At 60.8% G+C, this 21,843-nt stretch carries 20 protein-coding genes and 1 riboswitch; of the genes, 8 read left to right on the forward strand and 12 right to left on the reverse strand.

Translation table 11 applies throughout. The features are described 5' to 3' along the window. Positions 1-194: 194 nt before the first annotated feature. Both PGH32_RS21510 and PGH32_RS21515 read right to left on the reverse strand, forming a co-directional pair. Positions 195-1,448: an enolase C-terminal domain-like protein gene (locus PGH32_RS21510; RefSeq protein WP_123333879.1), complete on the reverse strand. Its 1,254-nt coding sequence runs from the start codon at positions 1,446-1,448 to the stop codon at positions 195-197. A 77-nt stretch (positions 1,449-1,525) separates the two neighbouring features. Continuing rightward, positions 1,526-2,227 carry a FadR/GntR family transcriptional regulator gene (locus PGH32_RS21515; protein WP_123333876.1) on the reverse strand — a complete coding sequence of 234 codons (702 nt, stop codon included), beginning with the start codon at positions 2,225-2,227 and terminating at the stop codon, positions 1,526-1,528. A 278-nt stretch (positions 2,228-2,505) separates the two neighbouring features. On the opposite strand from PGH32_RS21515, the gene PGH32_RS21520 reads away from it, so the two are divergent. From PGH32_RS21520 to idnD, 4 genes are all read left to right on the forward strand, one after another. Continuing rightward, positions 2,506-3,273, forward strand: coding sequence for an SDR family oxidoreductase (locus tag PGH32_RS21520; protein ID WP_337895080.1), 768 nt, complete (start codon positions 2,506-2,508; stop codon positions 3,271-3,273). Positions 3,274-3,342: 69 nt separating this feature from the next. After that, positions 3,343-4,632 carry an MFS transporter gene (locus tag PGH32_RS21525; protein ID WP_314419400.1) on the forward strand — a complete coding sequence of 430 codons (1,290 nt, stop codon included), beginning with the start codon at positions 3,343-3,345 and terminating at the stop codon, positions 4,630-4,632. An 11-nt stretch (positions 4,633-4,643) separates the two neighbouring features. Continuing rightward, complete coding sequence (locus tag PGH32_RS21530) at positions 4,644-6,008, forward strand: MFS transporter (RefSeq protein WP_337895081.1); 1,365 nt, start codon at positions 4,644-4,646, stop codon at positions 6,006-6,008. A gap of 2 nt (positions 6,009-6,010) precedes the next feature. Next, positions 6,011-7,051 carry an L-idonate 5-dehydrogenase gene (gene idnD / locus PGH32_RS21535; RefSeq protein ID WP_337895082.1) on the forward strand — a complete coding sequence of 347 codons (1,041 nt, stop codon included), beginning with the start codon at positions 6,011-6,013 and terminating at the stop codon, positions 7,049-7,051. An 11-nt stretch (positions 7,052-7,062) separates the two neighbouring features. Here idnD and PGH32_RS21540 read toward each other — a convergent pair whose 3' ends face one another. From PGH32_RS21540 to PGH32_RS21555, 4 genes are read right to left on the reverse strand one after another with little or no spacing between them, the layout of a single operon-like run. Continuing rightward, on the reverse strand, positions 7,063-8,040 hold the full coding sequence (locus PGH32_RS21540) for a HesA/MoeB/ThiF family protein (RefSeq protein WP_337895083.1): 978 nt from the start codon (positions 8,038-8,040) through the stop codon (positions 7,063-7,065). Then, on the reverse strand, positions 8,040-8,801 hold the full coding sequence (locus tag PGH32_RS21545; protein ID WP_314419405.1) for a thiazole synthase: 762 nt from the start codon (positions 8,799-8,801) through the stop codon (positions 8,040-8,042). The genes PGH32_RS21540 and PGH32_RS21545 overlap by 1 nt, the downstream gene beginning before the upstream one ends. Position 8,802: 1 nt before the next feature. After that, entirely contained in the window at positions 8,803-9,000 is a 198-nt protein-coding gene (thiS, locus tag PGH32_RS21550) for a sulfur carrier protein ThiS (RefSeq protein ID WP_337895084.1), read from the reverse strand. Continuing rightward, positions 9,000-9,929: an FAD-dependent oxidoreductase gene (locus PGH32_RS21555; RefSeq protein WP_337895085.1), complete on the reverse strand. Its 930-nt coding sequence runs from the start codon at positions 9,927-9,929 to the stop codon at positions 9,000-9,002. Before PGH32_RS21555 ends, thiS begins: the two co-directional genes overlap by 1 nt. A gap of 141 nt (positions 9,930-10,070) precedes the next feature. Continuing rightward, a riboswitch (TPP riboswitch) is annotated at positions 10,071-10,191 on the reverse strand. Positions 10,192-10,378: 187 nt separating this feature from the next. On the opposite strand from PGH32_RS21555, the gene PGH32_RS21560 reads away from it, so the two are divergent. Together PGH32_RS21560 and PGH32_RS21565 are read left to right on the forward strand one after the other, a co-directional pair. After that, a complete protein-coding gene (locus tag PGH32_RS21560) occupies positions 10,379-11,434 on the forward strand; it encodes an LLM class flavin-dependent oxidoreductase (protein WP_337895086.1) in 1,056 nt (351 codons plus the stop codon). A 192-nt stretch (positions 11,435-11,626) separates the two neighbouring features. Next, positions 11,627-13,399: a sensor domain-containing diguanylate cyclase gene (locus tag PGH32_RS21565; protein WP_337895087.1), complete on the forward strand. Its 1,773-nt coding sequence runs from the start codon at positions 11,627-11,629 to the stop codon at positions 13,397-13,399. A 2-nt stretch (positions 13,400-13,401) separates the two neighbouring features. Here PGH32_RS21565 and PGH32_RS21570 read toward each other — a convergent pair whose 3' ends face one another. Next, positions 13,402-14,784: an NAD-dependent succinate-semialdehyde dehydrogenase gene (locus PGH32_RS21570; protein ID WP_337895088.1), complete on the reverse strand. Its 1,383-nt coding sequence runs from the start codon at positions 14,782-14,784 to the stop codon at positions 13,402-13,404. A gap of 141 nt (positions 14,785-14,925) precedes the next feature. On the opposite strand from PGH32_RS21570, the gene ptrR reads away from it, so the two are divergent. Continuing rightward, positions 14,926-15,780: a putrescine utilization regulator PtrR gene (gene ptrR / locus PGH32_RS21575; RefSeq protein ID WP_337895089.1), complete on the forward strand. Its 855-nt coding sequence runs from the start codon at positions 14,926-14,928 to the stop codon at positions 15,778-15,780. Here ptrR and PGH32_RS21580 read toward each other — a convergent pair. The 5 genes from PGH32_RS21580 to PGH32_RS21600 all read right to left on the reverse strand — a co-directional run bounded on the left by PGH32_RS21580 (position 15,748) and on the right by PGH32_RS21600 (position 20,562). After that, positions 15,748-16,992, reverse strand: coding sequence for a M20 family metallo-hydrolase (locus PGH32_RS21580; protein WP_337895090.1), 1,245 nt, complete (start codon positions 16,990-16,992; stop codon positions 15,748-15,750). The genes ptrR and PGH32_RS21580 overlap by 33 nt on opposite strands. A 10-nt stretch (positions 16,993-17,002) precedes the next feature. Continuing rightward, positions 17,003-17,881: an alpha/beta fold hydrolase gene (locus PGH32_RS21585; protein WP_314419417.1), complete on the reverse strand. Its 879-nt coding sequence runs from the start codon at positions 17,879-17,881 to the stop codon at positions 17,003-17,005. A gap of 10 nt (positions 17,882-17,891) precedes the next feature. After that, positions 17,892-19,025 carry a pyridoxal phosphate-dependent aminotransferase gene (locus PGH32_RS21590; RefSeq protein ID WP_337895091.1) on the reverse strand — a complete coding sequence of 378 codons (1,134 nt, stop codon included), beginning with the start codon at positions 19,023-19,025 and terminating at the stop codon, positions 17,892-17,894. A 13-nt stretch (positions 19,026-19,038) separates the two neighbouring features. Further along, positions 19,039-19,821 carry an SDR family oxidoreductase gene (locus PGH32_RS21595; RefSeq protein WP_314419421.1) on the reverse strand — a complete coding sequence of 261 codons (783 nt, stop codon included), beginning with the start codon at positions 19,819-19,821 and terminating at the stop codon, positions 19,039-19,041. A 63-nt stretch (positions 19,822-19,884) separates the two neighbouring features. Beyond that, complete coding sequence (locus PGH32_RS21600; protein WP_314419422.1) at positions 19,885-20,562, reverse strand: GntR family transcriptional regulator; 678 nt, start codon at positions 20,560-20,562, stop codon at positions 19,885-19,887. A gap of 257 nt (positions 20,563-20,819) precedes the next feature. Between PGH32_RS21600 and PGH32_RS21605 the strand changes: the two genes are divergently transcribed. Then, positions 20,820-21,830 carry an ABC transporter substrate-binding protein gene (locus PGH32_RS21605; protein WP_337895092.1) on the forward strand — a complete coding sequence of 337 codons (1,011 nt, stop codon included), beginning with the start codon at positions 20,820-20,822 and terminating at the stop codon, positions 21,828-21,830. Positions 21,831-21,843: the final 13 nt, after the last annotated feature.

Here is a 21,843-nt window from a genome sequence, read left to right on the forward strand (position 1 = left end):
AGGCGCTGATTCGAAATCATAGTTATATCGGGTACGATGAAGACATTCATCGCTACGACGGTCGTGTTTCTGAGTTGCTGTAAAGATCGCATGTCCCATCTCATCACGAACGGTGATCGGGCCCTCACCATTGTCGTGCATATGGGCCGCCATCCCGGCAGCCCCTATCAATTTATCAACCCCTTACAAACCCCTCACGGGCGTGCGGCAGTCCCGTCCGGCAGGCGCGCGTGGGTCCATTCGGGAATGCCGCCCAGTACCGGGTATTTCGCCGCCTCTTTCAGATTGATATCTACACCCAGCCCCGGGCGGTCGCTGAGGTAGGCATAGCCGCGGTCGATTTCCGGGCAGCCTGGGAACACCTCCATCAGCGCCTCATTCACCGGCGTGTACTCCTGAATCCCCAGGTTGGTAATGCTCATATCGATATGCAGGTTGGCGGCAACACCGACGGGTGAGATGTCACCCGGTCCGTGCCACGCGGTGCGCACGCCGTACAGTTCCGCAAAGGTGGCGAGCTTTTTGGCCGGGGTAATGCCGCCAATGGTGCTGACGTGGCAGCGAATATAGTCAATCAGGTGGTTTTGAATCAGCGATTTATATTCATTGATCTGGGTAAACAGCTCGCCCATGGCAATCGGCGTGCTGCTCTGCGCGCGCAGCTTGTCCAGCCAGTCGATATTCTCCGGCGCCACCGGATCTTCGAGGAAGAACAGCTGGTAGGGTTCGAGTGACTTCGCCATCTGCACGGCGGCAATCGGGGTGATCCTTTCGTGAACGTCATGAATAAACTCAACGCCAAAGCCGATTTTATTACGCAGATGCTCAAACAGGCGCGGCACCGCGCGGGCGTAGGCATCGGGATCGAAGTAAACGCCCGCCGTCCGCTGGCGCGGGGACACCTTCGGCTGAATATTCCGCGCCTTCGCCAGCTTACCGGCAATCAGCCGCAGATCGTCGGTCCCTGCCCCGCCGTACATGCCCATCTGGCAGCGAACGTACTGATAGCCCTCCTCCATGCGGGCACGAATATTGTCTTCCACCTCCACTTCATCCGCGCCGTCGCAGTGGCGGTAAAGCGCAATGCCATCGCGGCATTTGCCGCCCAGCAGTTCATAAACCGGTAACCCGGCAACCTTGCCCTTCAAGTCCCACAGCGCCATATCCACGCCGGACAGCGCGTTATTCATCACCGGGCCGTTACGCCAGTAGCCGCTGACCGCCGCCGACTGCCAGATATCCTCAATGCGGGCGGGATCTTTGCCCAGCAGGAAGGGTTTCATGTAGTTGTCGATGGCCGCCGACACGGCATGAATACGCTGAGTAAAGGTCGCGCAGCCCAGGCCGTACAGGCCGGGTTCACTGGTTTCGATTTTGACCACCACAAGGTCGATGCCTCCCGGTGCGGTCAGGATGGTTTTCACGTCGGTAATGGTGAGTTTGCTCATGTTATTCCTTATTAATCCTGTATGATGTCCTACATGTTAAGTGCTTAAAAAAGCCCGAAAAGGGCTTTTTAGCGGAATCAGTTATGCCGCACGTCTTCAATGGCATGAACGTTATGGGTCATCGCGCTGTTTAACGTCTCGGTGGCCAGCGAGGCATCGCGATTTTTCAGCGCCATAAACACCTTAATGTGAGCCTCGACGCTTTCCAGCGTAATGCCCAGCACCCGGTTCAGCTCTTCCAGATAGTGGACGTAGATGCCCTTCAGCGACTCCATCACGTGGATGAAAATGGTATTGTGCGAGGCTTTCACAATCGCCAGATGAAAGTCGTAGTCCGCCAGCGAATACTTTTTATAGTCATCCTTGTTGACCAGCATGCGGTTCAGCGCCTTTTCCAGTTCCGCGATATCGTCATCGGTGGCGTTTTTTACCGCCAGCTCCATGCAGCGAAACTCCACGGTCTGGCGGAACACGCGCATGTCCTCAAACTCTTCTTCAGACAGGTGCAGGATAGGCTGGTTATCGTTGAATGCCCCGTAGCGCGCCACGTCACGCGTCACGTAGGTGCCCTTGCCCTGATGGGTGATCACCACGCCGAGGTCGCGCAGCTTCTGCACCGCGCTGCGTACGCTCACCCGGCTGACCTGGAACGTATTCGTTAGTTCAGCCTCGGAAGGCAGTTTGCAGCCCGGCTCCCAGATGCCGTTCTGGATGTTGTTTTTCATCTGTTCGTAGATCACATCCACGATGTTGTGCTTTTGCACACTCTCAAGCGCCACGTCATTTACCCACTTGTCCTACATGTCTGGAGTTGTATCGTTTCCCGAGGCGTATCACAAGTTAAAAATTTAACGGCTGCGACAACGATCAAAATGCCTTCCAGTTTTTATTATTAAAAATCATTAGTATAAGAAATATATCTATTTTCTGATGCTGCTATAAATCACTATTTTTGTGAAGCCTGCTGCATTTTATTCAGCCGCTAATTGCTGGTTCATAAAAGCTCACGTACAACAAACGACATCAACTTGTTAGTCATGTTACATGAGGATTTAAAATGAACCCCATTTTTGACCTTTCGGGAAAAACGGCGCTGATCACCGGTTCCACGCGCGGTCTGGGATTCGCTTACGCGTCGGGTCTTGCCGAAGCCGGTGCATCGGTGATCCTGAACGGCACCCGCCAGGCGCATATGGACACGGCACTGAGTGAACTACAGGCCAGAGGGCATAACGCCCGAGGCTTTATTTTTGACGTCGCCAGTGAAAGCGAAATTGAGAGCGTGTTCATCCAGTTAGACGCCGAAAACATTCACGTCGATATCGTGATCAACAATGCCGGGATTCAGTTCCGTAAACCGATGCTGGAACTGGCGCTGAGCGACTGGCAGCGCGTGCTGGATGTGAACCTGACCAGCGCGTTCCTGGTAGCGCGCGCGGCGGCGAAGCGCATGGTGGCGCGCAACAGCGGCGGCAAGATTATCAATATCGGCTCACTCACCAGCGAAGCCGCACGCCCGACGGTGGCACCTTATACGGCGGCGAAAGGCGGCATCAAGCTGCTGACCAAATCGATGGCCGCCGAGTGGGCGGTGCATAACATCCAGTCGAACGGTATCGGCCCCGGCTACATCCTCACCGATATGAACGCCGCGCTGGTGGATAACGCCGAATTCAACCAGTGGGTCTGCAACAGCAATCCTTCGGGACGCTGGGGCAAACCGGAAGAGCTGATCGGCACGGCGGTGTACCTGGCCTCGTCGGCATCCAACTACGTGAACGGTCAGATGATCTACGTAGACGGCGGCTGGCTGGCCACGCTGTAGCAAGGGCGCCGCCCGCAGTTAAATCCCAAGACCCGATTACCCTACAAAACAACGATAAGAGGTCAGCACATGAATCAGACCATTGCAGGGCTGCTACCGACCAAACGGTGGAGCAGGCTCATTCCCATCGCGTTTATTACCTACAGCCTGGCCTACCTGGACCGCGCCAACTATGGCTTCGGCGCCGCTGCCGGGCTGGCGGAAGATCTGAATATCACTCCGGCTATCTCCTCGCTGCTCGGCGCGCTGTTCTTCCTCGGCTATTTCTGTTTTCAGGTGCCGGGCGGTATCTACGCGGAAAAGCACTCGGCGAAAAGAATGATCTTCTGGAGCCTGATCCTCTGGGGCGCGCTGGCCACGGCCACCGGCATGGTACACAGCGTCGCGCTGCTGGCCGTGATCCGCTTCCTGCTCGGCGTTGCCGAAAGCGTGGTGATGCCCGCGATGCTGATCTTCCTCAGCCACTGGTTCACCCGCCAGGAACGCTCCCGGGCCAACACCTTTTTATTCCTCGGTAACCCGATAACCGTTCTGTGGATGTCGATTCTGTCCGGCTATCTGGTGAATTCCTTTGGCTGGCGCGGCATGTTTATTATCGAAGGCGTTCCCGCCATTCTGTGGGCGTTTATCTGGTGGATGGTTTATGCCGATCGCCCGAAAGATGCCGCGTGGCTGAGCGAACAGGAAAAACGGGCGGTGGAAAACGCGCTGGCCGCCGAGCAGCAGGCGATCGCGCCGGTGAAAAACTACCGCGAGGCGTTCCGCTCTCCGAAAGTGCTCTCGCTGGCGTTTATCCACTTCTTCTGGAACATCGGCATGTACGGTTTCATTATGTGGCTGCCGTCAATTCTGAAAACCGCTTCCGGCATGGGCATCGTCGCCACCGGCTGGCTGTCGGCGGCCCCGTACCTGCTTGCCGTGCCGCTGATGCTGGGCGCGTCGTGGATTTCCGATAAATTCCAGCAGCGCAAAGCGATCGTGGTGACCTTCCTCGGGCTTGGAGCGGCATGCTTTATCGCCTCGTTCACGCTCGGTGCCTCCCACTTCTGGATTTCGTGGACGCTGCTGGTGATTGCGGGCGGTGCGATGTACACCCCGTATGGCCCGTTCTTTGCTGCCATTCCAGAGATGATCCCGCGCAACGTGGTGGCCGGGGCGATGTCGTTCGTCGTCTGCTTTGGCGCGCTGGGTTCCTTTGTCGGCGCGTGGATTGTTGGCTACCTCAACGGTCTGACCGGCAGCCCGGCGGCCTCCTACATCTTTATGGGTGGCTCACTGGTGATTGCCGTTCTGCTGACGATACTGACCCGGTTCAGCAGCACCTCTGCGGCCTCAACCCGCACGGCCTCCGCGTCCTAAGGCAAAAACAAATGAAACTCAGACCTACCCGCAGCCGTTTCTCCGTGCTGATCATGCTGTTCGTGGTCACAGCAATCAACTATATGGATCGCGCGAACCTGTCGGTGGCAGGCTCGCATATCCAGGGCGAGTTCGCTCTGTCACCAACCCAGCTTGGCCTGCTGTTCTCGATGTTCACGTGGTTCTACGCCATGAGCCAGATCCCGGTAGGCTACCTGCTGGACCGGATCGGCTCCCGCTGGCTCTACGGCAGCGCGATCGTCCTTTGGAGCGTGTTCACCCTGATGATGGGCTTTGCCTCTCACCATCTGTTCACCACCGCCACGGCCTCATTTATGATGCTGCTGGCCTGCCGGGCGCTGGTGGGGATGGCGGAAGCGCCCTCATTCCCTTCGAACACCAAAATTATCGCCACCTGGTTCCCGGACCACGAGCGCGCCCGCGCCACGGCCACCTACTCCAGCGCCCAGTATATCGGCCTGGCGCTTTTGACCCCTGCCCTGTCGTTTATCGTCAGCAAATGGGGCTGGGAGATGTCGTTCTACATCTCGGGCATCGTCGGCATTGTTTTTGGCATTTACTGGCTGATGACCTACCGCGATCCGCAGCACAGCAAAACCGTCAATCAGGCCGAGCTGGAGATTATCCGCAAGGGCGGCGGCTACGGCTCGGCGTCACAGCAGGCCGGCAGCCGGGTTAACTGGCAGTCCGTGCGCTATATTCTGCGCCAGCGCACCACCTGGGGCCTGTTTATCGCCCAGTTTGCCGCGTCCTCAACGCTCTATTTCTTCCTGACATGGTTTATTGTTTATCTGGAAAAAGGCCTGCATCTGTCGATTGATAAAGCCGGGATCGGGGCGATGTTCCCATACCTGATGGCGATGGCGGGCGTGCTGTGCGGCGGTACCTTAAGCGATCTGCTGCTGAAGCGCGGCCACAGCCGGACCTTCTCCCGCAAGCTGCCGGTGATGGCGGGGATGCTGTTGACCTGCTCAATTGCGCTGGTGAACTTCTTCCAGGACCAGCCGGTGATCGCCATTGGCATCCTCTCCGTGGCGTTCTTCGCCAATGCCTTTTCCAACCTGGGCTGGGTGGTGTGCAGCGATGTCATCCCCCGCCATCTGATCGGCACTATCGGCGGCTTCCTGAATATTTTTGGCAATCTCTCCGGTATCGCCAGCCCGATCATTATTGGGGTGATCCTGCAGCGCACCCAGAACTTCCAGTACGCCATGTGGTACATCGCCGCCGTGGCGCTGGCGGGCTTCCTCGCCTATCTGTTCCTCGTCGGGAAAATCGAGCTGATGACGCCACCGGAAAGCGAACCGGAAGCCGACAGCAAAAAAAACCTTCATCCGTCTGAAATTCAGGGATAACTATGCAGCAGAAAACCGTAAAAGCCGTGGTCGCACATGGGGCGCACGATGTGCGCCTGGAGAGTCATACCCTGAGCTGGGAGGCAGATCGGGTGCTGGTGAAAGTGGAGCGCGGCGGCATCTGCGGCTCCGATATCCACTATTTCCAGCACGGCAAAGCCGGCATGTCGGTGCTGAAATCGCCGATGGTGCTGGGCCATGAGTTCGTCGGCATCGTCGAGCACGCCCCGGAAAACAGCGGGCTGCACGGCGGCCAACGCGTGGCGATCAACCCGTCCCAACCCTGCCAGCAGTGTGATATCTGCCGCAGCGGCAGGCAGAACCTGTGCCGCACCATGCGGTTTATGGGCAGCGCGCAGTTCTTCCCGCACGTGAACGGCGGTTTTGCGCAGTACGTGGCGGTCAGCCCGGCGCAGTGCGTTCCCTATGCGCAGGAGGCGGAGCCGCGCGTTATTGCCTTTGCGGAACCGCTGGCGGTCTGCATTCACGCGGTGAAACAGGCGGGGGATCTGACCGGCAAACGCGTGCTGGTCAGCGGCGCGGGGCCGATTGGCTGCCTGACGATCGCCTCGGCGCTGGCGTCGGGTGCAACGGAGGTGATGGCGACCGACATCAGCCCGCGCTGCCGGGCGCTGGCGCTGGAGATGGGAGCCACACTGGCGCTGGACCCGCGTGATGAGGTAACAACCACGGGCTGGGCGGCGGACGGCGGCCAGTTTGACGTCTGCTTTGAAGCCTCCGGCGCGCCGTCGGCAATTGCGGCGATGGTGGCCTTTACCCGCCCGGCCGGGGTTATCGTTCAGCTGGGCATGGGGGCCGCCGAAGTGAATTTCCCGATCGGGCCGCTGCTGGTGAAAGAGGTTCAGCTGCGCGGTTCGTTCCGCTTTATCGGCGAGTTCGACACCGCCGTCAAATGGCTGGAAACGGGCAAAATCAATCCGCTGCCGCTGCTTTCCGCCGAACGGGATATGGCCGATGCGGCCGCCGCGCTGGCGCTGGCTGCCGATAAAGAAAAGGCAGCCAAGGTGCAGCTGGTGTTCTGACTGGCGGCCTGTCACTCCGCCGGAATATAATCCGCCGCCACCAGCGCCAGGTCGCGGTATCCCCGCTCTTTCAACTGCTGCGCCGCCCGGCCCGCCCGGATGCCGCTGGCACAGACCAGCACGATGCGCCCCGATGCGGGCGGCCGCCACGCGGCCAGCTCGGCGGGCAGAATGCGCTGAACCTGTGCCGCCACGCTCTCCGGGGCTTCTTCCAGGCTGCGCAGCTCCACAATGCAGTCTTCCGCCGTCAGCATCTGCGCGTCGAGGAACGGGATAATGGCTTCCGTCGGTTCCGGCGCGCCGTCAAAGCGAAACTGCCCGAAGCGCCAGTTCACGAAATCGCAGTTCACCATGCAGCCCAGCGGCGATGGCCTCAGGCCGAGCAGCACGCTCAGGGTCATCTGCGCCTGCAGCGCACCCAGGGTGGCGACGGCCGGCCCCATCACGCCCGCCGTGCTGCAGTTGGCCGCAGAAGCAGGCAGCTGCGGGAACAGCGCGCGATAGCTCGGCGCACCGGCGCAGAAGCCGCCGACGTAGCCCTGCCGCCCCAGTACCGAGGCGGAGATCAGCGGCAGATTACGGCTGAAGCAGGCGTCGGAGAGCAGCCAGGTAATAGCGAAGTTATCCGCCGCATCCACCACGATATCCATATCGCGCAGCGCGTGATCCAGGCTGCTGCCGGACAGCCTGATATCAACGGCTTCGACCTCGCATTCCGGGTTCAGCGCATTCAGCGCCCGGCGGGCCGCCACGGCTTTCGGCTGCCCGACGTCCTGCATGGTAAACAGCGTCTGCCGGTGCAGGTTATGCACCTCCACCCGGTCGTCATCGCAGACGCGCAGAAAGCCCACCCCGGCGCCGGCCAGCTGCGGCAGCAGGGTGGCCCCCAGGCCGCCCGCGCCAACTACCAGCACCCGCGCCTGTGCCAGCTTCTGCTGCCCCTGCGGGCCGATCTCCGGCAGCATGGTCTGTCGCTGGTAGCGATCCATCAGTTAAACTCCGCCAGGCCAAAGACCGGCGTGGAGGCCGCCGCCATATCGCGGCGCTCCATCGGCCCGGCCAGCAGCGCCTGCTGCCCGGCGTGGATCGCATCGCGGAACGCGCTGGCCATGCGCACCGGATCCTGCGCTTTCGCCACGGCGGTGTTCAGCAGGATCGCGTCGAAGCCCATCTCCATCGCCTGCGCGGCCTGGCTCGGCGTGCCGATCCCGGCATCCACCACCAGCGGCACGTCCTTAAACCACGCACGCATGGTGCGCAGCCCTTCGATATTGCGCAGCCCCTGGCCGGAGCCAATCGGCGCACCCCACGGCATCAGCACCTGGCAGCCCGCCTCCAGCAGCTTCTCGCCCAGCACCAGATCTTCGGTGGTGTAAGGAAACACCTGGAATCCCTCTTCGCAGAGGATACGCGCCGCTTCCACCAGCCCGAACGGGTCCGGCTGCAGCGTATCGGCATGGCCGATCACTTCCAGTTTGATCCAGCGGGTGTTGAACAGCTCGCGGGCCATATGCGCGGTGGTCACCGCCTCTTTCACCGTATGGCAGCCCGCCGTATTAGGCAGCACGCGCTTGTTCAGCCGGGTCAGCAGGTCGCGGAATGCGCCGCCCGCCCCGCCCTCACGACGCAGGCTGACGGTGATAATCTCAGTGCCGGAGGCTTCAATCGCCTGGCCCAGCACGTCCGGCGACGGATAGCCCGCCGTACCCAGCAGAAAGCGTGATTCAGGTGCGTAATCGTAAAAGTTCATCTCAACCCCCCTGCATTGGCGACAGCACTTCAATCTTGCTGCCTTCGTGAATTGGCGTGGCGTCATACAGGCCACGCGGCACGAAGTCACCGTTCAGCGCGCAGGCCACGCAGCTGCGATCGATCTGCTGCTCGTCCAGTAGCGCCGTCAGGGTAGCGGCCCGGGTTTCGGTCGCCTGACCGTTCAGTAAAATGTGCATCAGCGCGTCTCCTGCGACAGCTGTTGGATAAGATTTTGCGCCACGATCGGTGCCAGCAGAAAGCCGTGCCGGTACATGCCGTTGACGTGGAAGGTGCCGTCGCGGTAGCGGATATCCGGCAGGTTATTCGGGTAGGAAGGGCGCAGGCCGCTGCCGGTTTCAATCACCCGCGCTTCGGCCAGCGCCGGGTCGATGGTGTACGCCGCGCTCAGCAGCTCCATCAGCGCGCGGGCGCTGATGGAGCTGGCGTCGTTGCTTTCCACCATGGTGGCACCGAGCATAAAGCGCCCCTCGCTGCGCGGTACCAGGTAGCAGGGAAAGCGCGGGTGCAGCAGGCGGACCGGGCGCGAAAACTGCACCTCATCGCTGTGCAGGATCAGCATCTCCCCGCGCACGGCGCGCAGTTCCGGCAGCAGCGGCGCGGCATGAATGCCCCGGCAGTCAATGATTTTGCCCGTCGCTTTGCCGTGGTGGATCGCCACGCCCGCGGCCAGCAGCTTCTGCCGCAGCTCCTGCATCGCCTTACGCGGGTCGAGGTGCCCTTCGCTGGGGAAAAACAGCCCGCGTGCGAAGCGCCCGGCCAGGCGGTCCTCCACGCTGCCCGGATCCACCCACTCATGGCCCTGAGTCATTCTGGCAAAGCGGTTCAGCTCCATGCTGTCGCGGGGCGGCGCGATGACCAGCGTGCCCTGGCGCTCCACGCCGCTGACGTGCGCCTGCCACCAGTCGGCGGACCCCTGCCCCAGCCTGACAACGTCCTCGGGCGCACCTTCGCCTTCGCAGAAGGGCGCAAGCATCCCCCCCGCAAAATATGACGCAGGGCCGTGTTCTTCAGAGGTGATAATTTCCAGCTTTTCTCCGGCGTCGGCCAGCGCGGTCGCCACGCACAGCCCGGTCACGCCGGAACCCAGGACCGACCAGTGGCTCACGATGTCGCCCCGGCGGAATATTCAGGGAGAGTTGTTACAAACGTCATACCGGCCTCTCAGATAACTAAGAAGACCCGCGATAGTGAGAAGGGAGAGTATCGGCGTTCGGCGGCTGCGATCTGCCCGATAAGGCGTGCGGCGAGGCGGCACGTCAGGTCTTCCTACGCCAGTATCAACTGGGTCAGGTTCTAAGGGTCGCTGAGCCGCGATAAATCGCAATCAGCCTCTCAGTCTCTTCGGCGAGACTCCCCTGACAGAGACTTTTTTATTGCATCCTGAGCGCAACCGCAAGCGTTTAGATGGATTTATTTCGACGACCGTTTTCGCCGGATGAAAATAGTGTGCCGGATTCAGCATTTTGCAAAGCGCCGGGCAGGCAACACAATTGCCCGATGCTGAAGGATTTTTCAGCGCGCCTCTCCCACATCAGGTCTGAACGGATGGACACCATGACAAAACCGGCCATATCGCATATCGCGTTTCTCACTCCCGGCAACTACCCGGACAGCGCCCCGCTCCAGGGGCTGGAAGAGACCCTGCAGCTGTTTGAGCTGGGGGAATCGCTGGGCTACAACGGCGCCTGGGTGCGCCAGCGCCATCTGGAGCACGGCGTCTCCTCGGCGAGCACCTTTCTCGCCGCCGCCACGCAGCGCACCCGGCATATCGAGCTGGGCACCGCGGTGATCCAGATGGGCTATGAAAGCCCGTTCCGGCTGGCGGAAGATTTACTGACGGTGGACGTGCTGTCGCGCGGGCGGCTGAACGTCGGCCTCAGCGCCGGGCAGCCGAACCACCTGGAGCTGATCGGCCCGGCGCTGTTTTCCGGCGACTGGCGACAGGAGGATTTTTCCTACGAACGGGTCCGACGCCTGCGGGATAACCTCAGCGGCCGCTGGCTGGCGGATGAAAATACCCTGATCGCTTCGCCAGGCAATCAGCAGCGCCCGCGCCTGCATCCCGACTCGCCGGGCCTGGTTGACCGCCTGTGGTACGGCGGCGGCTCGCTGAAATCGGCGGTGTGGGCGGCGGCGAACGGCTTCAACATGCTGATCGGTAACCTCACATCCGGGGAAGAGACGAACAACTATTACGAGGCCCAGCAGGCGCAGATTGCCGTTTATCGCCAGAACTGGCGCAAAGAGGACGCACGCCGACCGCGCATCGCCGCAGGCCGGGTGATCGTGCCCACCGACAGTGCGGACAGCAATACGCGCCGCCGCTATGCGGAATTCGCCGCCGGCCGCTACGCGCGCACGCTCACCCCGCAGGGTCCGCGCCGCACGCTGTTCTCACAGGATATCGTGGGCAGCGCGGAGCAGATCCTGGAGCGCCTGGTTAACGACCCGATCCTGCGCGAAGTGGACGAACTGAGGCTGGAGCTTCCCTATGAATTTACCGCAGCCCAGTATCGCCAGATCCTCACCGACTTCGTCACGCTGATTGCCCCCGGGCTTGGCTGGCGCCGCCGCAAAAACCATCAGGAAAACACCGACATGGCTCTCTGAGCCATGATTCCCGTCACAGTTTCGCACGCACTGCTAGCAAAATGCGCGGCCGCATTGGAATGATGCAATCTCTTCACTATCATTAAAAATTATTTTCGTGATGACAGCAGTGAAGATCGACCAGTCAGAGAGATGAATCGTGATAGTCTGACGGGGTCAGCAGCCATCAACTCTTTAATGCGAATCCAAACCATGAGTGGGACCTTCAGTAACGATGATGTCAGACGCCTGGCTGCCCTTGAGATGCTCAAATCTGAAGATGCTATCCGCGATGATATTTTGCAAAAATTCACCCTGCTCACCAGTGATTTGCTGGCGATCCCGGGCTGCTTTGTCTCGGTTCTGGATAATGAAAATCAGTATATTAAAGCGGCCTGCTGTCTGGATGTCCCTCAAAGCTCGCTGCATGATGCTTTCTGCCGCCAGGCCGCGCGCCGCGATGAGCGACTGATCTGCAGCGACACGCTGCTCGACCCCCGGTTCAGCCAGAATCCTTTCACGCTGGGCGCGCCGTTTATCCGGTTCTACGCGGGTATACCCCTGCAAACGCGCGACGGCATTTCGGTAGGCACGCTGTGCATTACCCATACCCAGCCGCACACCTTTGATGAACACAAGTCGACGATGCTGGAACTGCTGGCAGGGCTGGTCAGCGGTTATCTTGATGCCTGGTATACCGCAGGCTACAAGGACGTGGTGACGCAGTTGCCCAACCGTCAGCGCCTGCTCAAGGATATCGGCCTGCTGCAGCGCGCCTCCAGCTTTGATCCGCTGACGCTGACGCTTATCGACTGTATTGATATGCCCCGCGCCTATGAAATCGCCCGGTCGATGGGAATGGATGCGGTTGAAACGCTGCTGAAAGCCCTGGCCGCAACGGTGCGTTCGCGGCTGCGGCTGAGCGAAGAGGATGTGCTGTATACCGTCGCCACCGGCCGCTTTGCCCTGTTAAGTAAAAAACAGAGCGCGGTCAGTGCGAAGGCGCTCAGCGATCGTCTGGAACACATTCGTGCTCAGGTGCTGGGCGATATCACCCTGGATGTGAAAATCTACGTCGGCGACGTAAGCTTTGTTCCCGCCACCTCGCAGGTGACGGAAGTGCTGCGCCAGGCGGTCAGTGCCCTGCATGAAGCGATCAGCCAGAAGCAGACGGCGATGGCCTACAACGCCGACAGCGACCACCGCCGGAATCTTAACTTTCAGCTGTTGAACGACCTGGCGCTGGCGCTACGCGGCAGTCAGGGGCTGTATCTGGTCTATCAGCCGCAGCTCTGCCTGCACACCGGCAGGCCGGTTGGACTGGAGGCGCTGCTGCGCTGGCAGCATCCCGTCGCCGGCAATATTTCCCCCGCCGAGTTTATTCCGCTGGCGGAGCATACCAGCCTGATGGATGAACTGACCGACTGGGTGATTGACCACGCTCTGATGCAGCTGAGCGCGTGGCGTGAAAAAGGGCTGAACCTGCCGGTGTCGGTGAATCTCAGCGTCAGCGATTTTTCCCGCCCGGAGTTCGCCTCCGCGCTGGCGGAAAAGACCCATCGCGCCGGCCTGCAGGCGGGTGACCTGACCCTGGAATGCCTGGAAACCCAGCAGGTGCTGGAGAGCACCCAGGCCTGCCGGGGGCTGGATATGCTCAAACAGCGCGGCTTTCGCATCGCGCTGGATGATTTTGGTTCCGGCTACAACAATATCAATACGCTGCGCCGCATCCCGATCGATGTCATCAAGCTCGACCGCTCGCTGATCCAGCAGCTGAACTGCGACCCGGCCTGCGAAGTGATTGCCCGCCATATGATCACCATGCTGAAAGAGCTGAACTACGTGGTGCTGGCCGAAGGGGTGGAAGATCTGCAAACCCTGGCCTCGCTGCAGCACCTCGGCTGCGACGAAATCCAGGGTTTCTATTATTCCCACCCGCTACCGCCGGACAAGCTGGAACACTGGTTCAGCCATATGGCGGTGTAGCCTCAGGGCTGTTCAATCCAGACGGTCTGCGGGTTGGTAAACTCGCGCAGGCCGAAGTGCGACAGCTCGCGACCGAAGCCGCTCTTCTTCACGCCGCCAATCGGCACCCGCGGGTCGGAGAAGCTCGGCGTGTTAATAAACATCCCGCCGGTTTCAATACGTGATGCCAGGCGCTGCGCTGCGGCCAGATCGCGGCTCCACAGGCTGCCGCCCAGACCAAACTCGGAATCATTGGCCAGCGTCACGGCGTGTTCTGCATCATCCGCGACGATCAGCGAGGCCACCGGGCCAAACAGCTCCTGCTTAAAGCTGGTCATCGCAGGGGTAACGTCGCTCAGCACCGTTGGCGCATAGTAGTTACCTTCTCCGGGCAGTACGTGGCCGCCCAGCAGCAGGGTTGCGCCCTCTTTCAGCGTGGCCTGCACCTGCGCATCCAGCTCGTCACGCAGATCGAAGCGGGCCATCGGGCCGATCCATACGCCCGGCTCACGCGGATCGCCGATTTTCATCGCCTTTACCGCGCTGAGGAATTTGTCGCGGAAGGTGTCAAAGACCGCTTTCTCCACGATGATACGTTTCGCCGAGATGCACAGCTGGCCGTTATTCATAAAGCGACCGGCGATCGCCCCCTTCACCGCCGCATCGATATCGGCATCGGCCAGCACGATAAAGGCGTCGGAACCGCCCAGTTCCAGCACGCATTTTTTAATCGCCGCGCCCGCCAGGGCCGCAATCGCCGATCCGGCGCGCACGCTGCCGGTCACCGTCACCGCTTTAATACGCGGATCGTTGATCGCCTGCGCCACGCCGTCGTTGTCGGCGTTCACCACCGCAAACAATCCCTCCGGCACGCCCGCATCTACGAGGATTTGCTGCAGCAGCAGCGCGCAGCCCATCACGTTCGGTGCCGGCTTCAGCAGGTAGCCGTTGCCCGCCAGCAGAATCGGCACCGCCCCGCGCAGCACCTGCCAGACGGGGAAGTTCCACGGCATCACCGAGAGCACCGCGCCCAGCGGCAGATAGTCAACGAAGGCCTTGTTGCCTTCAACGGTGGTCGGTTCCCGCTGCAGGAAGTCCGGGCCGTGCTGCGCGTACCACTCGCAGAGCTTCGCGCTTTTTTCCACTTCAGCCAGCCCCTGATCGACGGGTTTACCCATCTCGGTGGTCATCATCTCCGCCAGTTCGCGGCTTTGCCCGCGCAGCCCGGCGGCAACAGCCAGCAGCAGCGCAACGCGATCGCTCAGCGGGCTGCGGCGCCACTGCTGGAATGCGCTATCGGTTTGTGCCAGCGCGGCATCAACGTCGGCCCGGCTGGCGAAAGGATAGCGGGCCACCACGTCACCCGTGGCGGGGTTGCGGGAAACGGCAGAGTTTACGTGAGTCATATTTTGCACCTTCTCGATCAATCTGGACGACATTGCACCCAGCGGCAGAGGCTGAAATGCGGCATGGGGAAATGATAGGCTTGTCACTCTTTCTTTAAAAATGAATAATAATGAAAGTTACTTACTTAAATTGAGAATGATATGGACCTGACCCAGCTGGAAGTCTTCCGGGCGATTGCCGAAGAGGGCAGCGTCACCGCCGCCGCCGGGAGGCTGCACCGCGTGCCGTCGAATATCTCCACCCGCCTGCGCCAGCTGGAAGAGGAGCTGGGCTGTGAGCTGTTCCATCGGGAAAAACTGCGGCTGCACATCACCGACAGCGGCCGCACGCTGCTGGACTATGCCCGGCGCATTCTGGCGCTGGCCGATGAGGCAAAGCTGAGCGTTTCCGGCCAGCATCCCAGCGGCATCTTCACCCTGGGGGCGATTGAAAGTACCGCCGCCGTGCGCCTGCCGCCGCTGATTGCCCGCTATCATCAGCGGTGGCCGCAGGTGGAGCTGGATCTCTCCACCGGGCCTTCAGGCGATATGATTGACGGGATTTTCTCCGGGCGGTACAGCGCGGCGTTTGTTGACGGGCCGCCGAAGCATCCGCAGCTGGTGGGCGTACCGGCCTTCAGCGAGGAGCTGGTGCTGATCGGCGCGCTGAACCACCCTCCGGTGCCGGATGCTGCCAGCATTTCCGGCTCCACGATTTATGCCTTTCGCGCCAACTGCTCCTACCGGCGGCTGTTTGAAAACTGGTTCGCGCGCGAAAATGCGGTACCGGGAAAGATATTCGAAATGGAGTCCTATCACGGCATTCTGGCCTGCGTCAGTGCGGGCGCGGGGCTGGCGCTGATCCCGGCCAGTATGCTGGAGAGTATGCCGGGGCGGGACAGCGTGCAGGCCTGGCCGCTGGCCGGAGGAATGGGGAACATCAGCATCTGGCTGGTGTGGCGCAAGGGCACACACTCAGCCAATTTAAAAGCGATGACCGATATGCTGCAGCCCTGACCACCGCAGCGCAACGTCCAGCAGCACCTGCGCGCCCGCGCTGACCGCTTCCGGCGCTGCCCACTCTTCCGGCGCATGGCTGATGCCCCCGCGGCAGGGAATAAAGATCATTGCCGAAGGGCAGATTGCCGCCAGATAGCGCGCATCATGGCCGGCAGCAGAAAGCAAAGAAAGCGCCGGATAGCCGCGTTCGCTGGCAGATGACGCGATTGCCTGCTGTAGTTCGGGGGAAAAAGCATTGGGAGCCGCTTCGCTCAGGCGGGTGTAATCAATGTTACAGGGGGATGCCAGGTCGCGCATCAGCCGCTCGGCTGTCGCCGTCAGCGCCGTTAACCGCGCAGCGTCGGGATGGCGCAGATCGATGCGGAAGATCAGACAGTCCGGGATCACCGACGGCGCGTTGGGCTGCATTTCAATCCGTCCTATCGTCAGCATCACCGCCGGATCGGCCGCGCCCACCTCATCGTAAAGCCGCTGCGCGATGCCGGTGAAGCTACGCAGCACGTCGCGGCGCAGCGCCATCGGCACGGTGCCCGCATGGCCGCGATCGCCCCGCAGCGTCACCTGCCAGGTCACCTTCCCCTGAATCCCGCTTACCACTCCGATGGTGGCAGCCGCCCGTTCCAGCTGCGTCGCCTGTTCAATATGCGCCTCCAGATAGGCCACCGGGGGATGTGCGCAGGCGTAAATCCCCAACGGCACCGCCCGGTGCAGCGCATCCAGCGCCTGGCCAACGGAGCAGCCCGCCTCGTCGGTCACGGCGCGCACCGTCGACAGTTCACGCGCACCGGCGAACAGTGACGATCCCATCATCCCCGGTGCGAATCGCGACCCTTCTTCATTCATCCACGATACCGCCACGACATCGCAGGCAGGCTGGACGCCGCGTTCATGCAACACCGTCAGCACTTCCAGCGCCGCCAGTACGCCGTAGACGCCATCGAAACGGCCGCCGGTGGGCTGGCTGTCAAGGTGACTGCCCAGCAGAAGCGGCGCCGCCAGGCGATCCGTTCCGGGCAGGATAACGAACAGGTTGCCCGCTTTATCGCAACGGACCTCCAGATCGCTGGCCTGCGCCCAGTCGATCATCAGCCGCCAGCTTTCCGCTTCCTCGGCGCTGAGGGCCTGACGATTGACGCCGTCACCGGTAATAGCCCCCACCTGCGCCATCCGCATCAGCCGCTGCCAGAGCCGTTCACCATTAATCTTCATGTTTTTACCCTCAGTCGGTACGCATAATCTGTGCCGGATTGGCACGCGGATCGCGCACGCCCCATTTCCCCGCCTCTACCTGCGCAAAAAATTCCGCCAGCAGCTGATTAAACAGCTGCGGTTCCTCCAGATTCAGGGTGTGGCCGGTTTTCGGCAGGATTGCCAGACCGGCGGCAGGCAGATGTTTTTTCAGGTACAGGCCGGGCTGCAGGCAGTGATCGTCCTCATCACCGACCATAATCAGCACCGGCAGCATCAGCGCCTTGATCTGCGCTTCCAGCTGGTAGAACGCCGGGCGACGCGCCTGCACGCCGCGCATGGTCAACGAGGCCCCCAGCGAGTCGTGTTCCGCCAGCCGATCGGCAAAGCGCTGCCAGCCGCGCGGATCTTTGTTCTGGAACTGCACGCGGCTGGCCCCCAGCGCATAGGTCGGCGCGAACTGTTTTGCCCCCTGACGGACAAAGTTTTCCCCGACCTGTAATGAAACCTGGCGAAAATACGCTTCGGTTTCCGGCTCGCAGCCGTAGCCTGCTCCGGCCACGGTCAGCGACAGCGCGCGCTCGGGCGCAATCAGGCCAAAATGGAGCGCGGCAAATCCACCCATCGATAACCCGACGATATGCGCCTTTTCAATGCCCAGCCCGTCCAGCACGGCCAGCGCATCCTCCACGGCCCGCTGCTGGGAGTACGCCGCCAGATCCTGCGGAACCGACGAGGGCGGATAGCCACGTGCCGCATAGGTGATGCACTGATAGCGGCGACTGAAGGCATGGACCTGCGGCTGCCAGCTGTCAAAACTGCCGCCAAATTCATGGATAAACAGTATCGGGATGCCCTCCCCGCTGGTTTCAACCCACAGCTGAACCCGATCGTTGGTGGTGATAAACATTTTTCGCTCCTCAAAATGGTTGGCGGAACTGCTGCAGCTGCGCGGCCTGCGCCACCATCTCCGGCAGCAGAGCGGCAAATTTCTCTGCCCATTCAGCCGGAACGGTGGTGCTGACTTTGATAAAGCGATCGCCAAAGGTGGCGGTGTGATAGCCGCCGTGGCGGATCTGAATGCCCTGTTGCAGATAGCACTCCACCAGCGCTTCGGGACGAATACCGGCACCGGTGACATCAATCACCAGGAAATTACCGCCGGAGGGGTAGACCGGCAGCGACAGCCCTGCCACGGCGCTCACCGCCTCGGCAATGCGCGCTTTGTTGCCTTTGTCCGCCGCCAGCAGCGTGCTCATCCATTCCGCTTTTACCCTTAAACCCGCTTCAGCCGCGCGCTGGGCCGGAACGCTGGCACCCAGCACGCCGCCGTTGTACGGGGCCAGTTCGGCCAGCAGCGCCGGAGCGGCCACCAGCGCGCCGACCCGCAGGCCCGCCAGTCCCAGCCATTTTGAAAAACTCACGGACATCACCACCTGTTCACTGTCCAGCCCCAGCGCGGCCACGTGCTCCGGGGCAAAGTCGCGGTAGGTGCAGTCGTGGATCAGCAGCGCATTGTGGCGGCGGGCGATGTCGATAAACGCCTGTAGTTCCCCGCGGCTGTAGTGAATGCCCAGCGGGTTATTCGGGTCGACGAGATAAATCAATGCGGTGCTGTCATCCACCGCCGCCGCCAGTGCGTCCGGGGTCAGGCGATAGTGGCAGTCGGGGTTCCAGATCGGGATCTGAATAACCTCGGATCCCATCTGCTCGGCAAACTGGCAGGGCCATTTCCAGCTGGGATCGGTGGTAACAAAGGTGGTCCCGGGGCGGCAGCGGGCGCGGCAAAGCGTCGCCAGGGCATTCACCCCACCGTCGGTGACCATTGCCGTCACACCGGGAACCCCAATGTCGGCGACAATGGCGCTGCGCAGTGACTCAAACCCCAGCGGTGGCGCATAGGCACTAAACTCGGTGGCGGCCACAGAATTATGCAGCGCGGCCAGCACGTCGGGATGCGGCGGCAGATGGTTGGTGTTCTGCCCCATCCAGATCAGTCCCTCGGTGGCAAACAGTCGATCGAACCAGGCATTACGCGTATAGATATCTGACATGCTGTGCTCCCGGTTAAATGACCGATCCACGCGCAGCAATGCCGCCGTCGATAGTAATATTGGTGCCGCTGATGTAGCCAGCACGCCCGGAAGACATAAAGGCCACTAAATCCGCGACCTCTTCAGAAGTTGCCGGGCGCTGGCCCGGATAGAGCGCGAACAGCTCCTCCCAGCGCGACTCGTCGCCCAGCATATCGATTGCTTTACGTTTCATAATTTTCAGCATGCGGTCGGTGGCGACCGGGCCAGGGTTGATGCCGATCACGCGGATGCCGTCATCCAGGCTGCGCCCGCCCAGCGCTTTGGTAAACGACATCAGCGCGGCGTTACCGGTGCTGCCGGCGATATAGCTCGCGTCCCAGTTTTCACCGGAGTTGCCGATCACATTGACGATCACGCCGCTTTTGGCCGCTTTCATTTGCGGGTAATAGAGACGGCACAGGGAGATATAGCCGAAGACCTTCAGATCGAACCCGGCACGCCACTCGCGGTCGCCGACCACCTCCAGCGATCCGGCAGGGATATCGCCCGCGTTGTTGATCAGAATATCAATCGCGCCGACTTCGGCCGCCAGCGACTCCATCGCCGCCGTTGAGCTGAGGTCTTTTTCATAAACCGAAACGCTGACGCCATATTCGGCAATCAGCGCCTGTTGCAGATCGCGCATCGCCGCGCCGTTACGCGCCGCCAGGTGTAGCGTACAGCCTTCGGCGGCAAGCACGCGCGCCGTCGCTTCGCCGATGCCTTTTGACGCGCCGGTAATCAGCGCGATCTTGCCGTTCAGATTGAGTTTCATTTTGTGCCCTCCAGTTTAGGTATACATAGCAAAGCAATTTGCATACCAGAAAGGCAAAAATGTTTATTTAGTGAAGCCCGCGATAAAATCGACCAGATCGTCACCCAGCAGGGTCAGGTGCTTGCGCATCGCGTCGTGCGCGGCATCAGCGTCGTTACGCGCGATCGCCTCGAGGATCGCGCCGTGCTCCTCGAGAGTTTTATTGACCCGCCCCGGATGGAAGGTCACCCGGCGGCGATATACACCCACGCGGTTGCGCAGAGCGCGCGTCTCCTCGGCTAAAAACGCGTTGCGCGCAAAGGCGTAGATAGCTTCGTGGAAGCTGAGATTCATCTCGTAGAAGGCTTCCGGCGAGATCGTCGGCCCGCGATCCGCCATCTGCTGCTGGATCTGGCGTAGCGCGGCCAGCTGATCCGGCGAAATACGCCGCGCCGCCAGCCGTGCGCACAGTCCTTCCAGCTCGGCCATTACCTGAAACATTTCCAGCAGCGTATTCATGCTCAGGGCGCGCACCATCACGCCCTGTCGGCCGTTGAGATCCACCAGCCCGTCGGCCGCCAGCAGGCGAAACGCTTCGCGTACCGGGGTACGGGAAACGCCAAATCGCGCGCCAATTTCTTTTTCGTCCAGTCGCTTACCCGGCTCCAGCGCGCCGCTGGCGATCTCTTTTTCCAGCGTCTGCTTCAGGCCGTCCGCCAGCGAGGTTCCCGTCAGGCGGGAGAGGTTTTTTTGCTCACTCATGGTGCTGTTTGCTCGTCAGGTTGCACTGTTACGATCCATTTGCATACCTTTTTAATAAACAGGTATACATCGCCTTCACCGCTTTATAGTGCGTATTGTCGCTTATTTCTGGCGCGGGTCAATGCCCTTTATTGAAACTGGCACACATCCTGCAAGTCATGAATGGCAGCAAAGACATTAAAACAGCGCCGTGATGTATACATAACGCGATTTTCATCACCACCCGAATGTTGAACCCGAAACCAGAGGATACACTCATGTCAGGACTTACCTCGCAGTTCGCCCGTCGTTGTCTGACTGGATTGCTCTGTACCGCGCTGCTGGCCAGCGCCGCGCAGGCCGCTCAGGAGAAAGTCTCCGTGCGCCTGAAATGGCTGGCGCAGGCGCAGTTTGCCGGCTTTTTCGTCGCCAAAGAAAAAGGCTTCTACGCGCAGCAGGGGCTGGATGTCACCATCAATCCCGGCGGCCCGAATATCAACGTGGAAACTTTAGTGGCGTCGGGTGCCGATACCTTCGGCCTGGCAGGTGGCATGGAAAGCGTACTGGCCGCGCGGGAGAAAGGCCTGCCGATTGTCGCGCTGGCGATGTCCCAGCAGCGCACGCCGTTCGTCTTTGTCACCTATGCGGATTCCGGCATCAACAGCTTTAAAGATTTTAAAGGCAAAAAAGTCTCGGTGTGGTTCACCGGCGTGCAGTATCCGCTACTGGCCTCGCTCGGTGCGGCGGGGCTGAAGAAGGAAGATATCACCCTGCTTCCGCAGTCGGTGTCGCTCAACCCGTTTATCGATAAGCAGGTCGATGTTGCCACCGTCACCCTTTACAACGAGTACAACACGCTGAAAGAGAAAGGCGTCACCAACCTCAAACTGATCTCACCCGATGACGTCGGGGTGACCACCCAGCAGGATGCGCTGATTACCTCAAAATCGATGGTGGAGAAAAAGCCGCAGCAGGTGCAGGCCTTCGTTAACGCCACGCTGGAAGGCTGGAAATATGCCCTCACCCACCGCGAAGAAACCATTGATATTCTGATGAAAACCAACCCGAGCCTCGACCGGAAACATCAGGTGGCGATGCTCGACTCCGTCGCCTCGCTGATGTACCCGCCGGGATCGCCGGGGCTGGGCAACGTCGATATGCCGAAAGCCGAGAAGATGATGAAGCTGCTGGTGGAGTACGGCGCGCTGAAACAGCCGGTGGACGTCAACCAGACCTTCGACCTCAGCTTCTGGAATAACGTCCCGGCGCAGTACAAAACCCTTAACTGATCACCGTGCGGAG

The sequence above is a fragment of the Erwinia sp. SLM-02 genome (assembly GCF_037450285.1).
Taxonomy (GTDB): Bacteria; Pseudomonadota; Gammaproteobacteria; order Enterobacterales; family Enterobacteriaceae; genus Erwinia.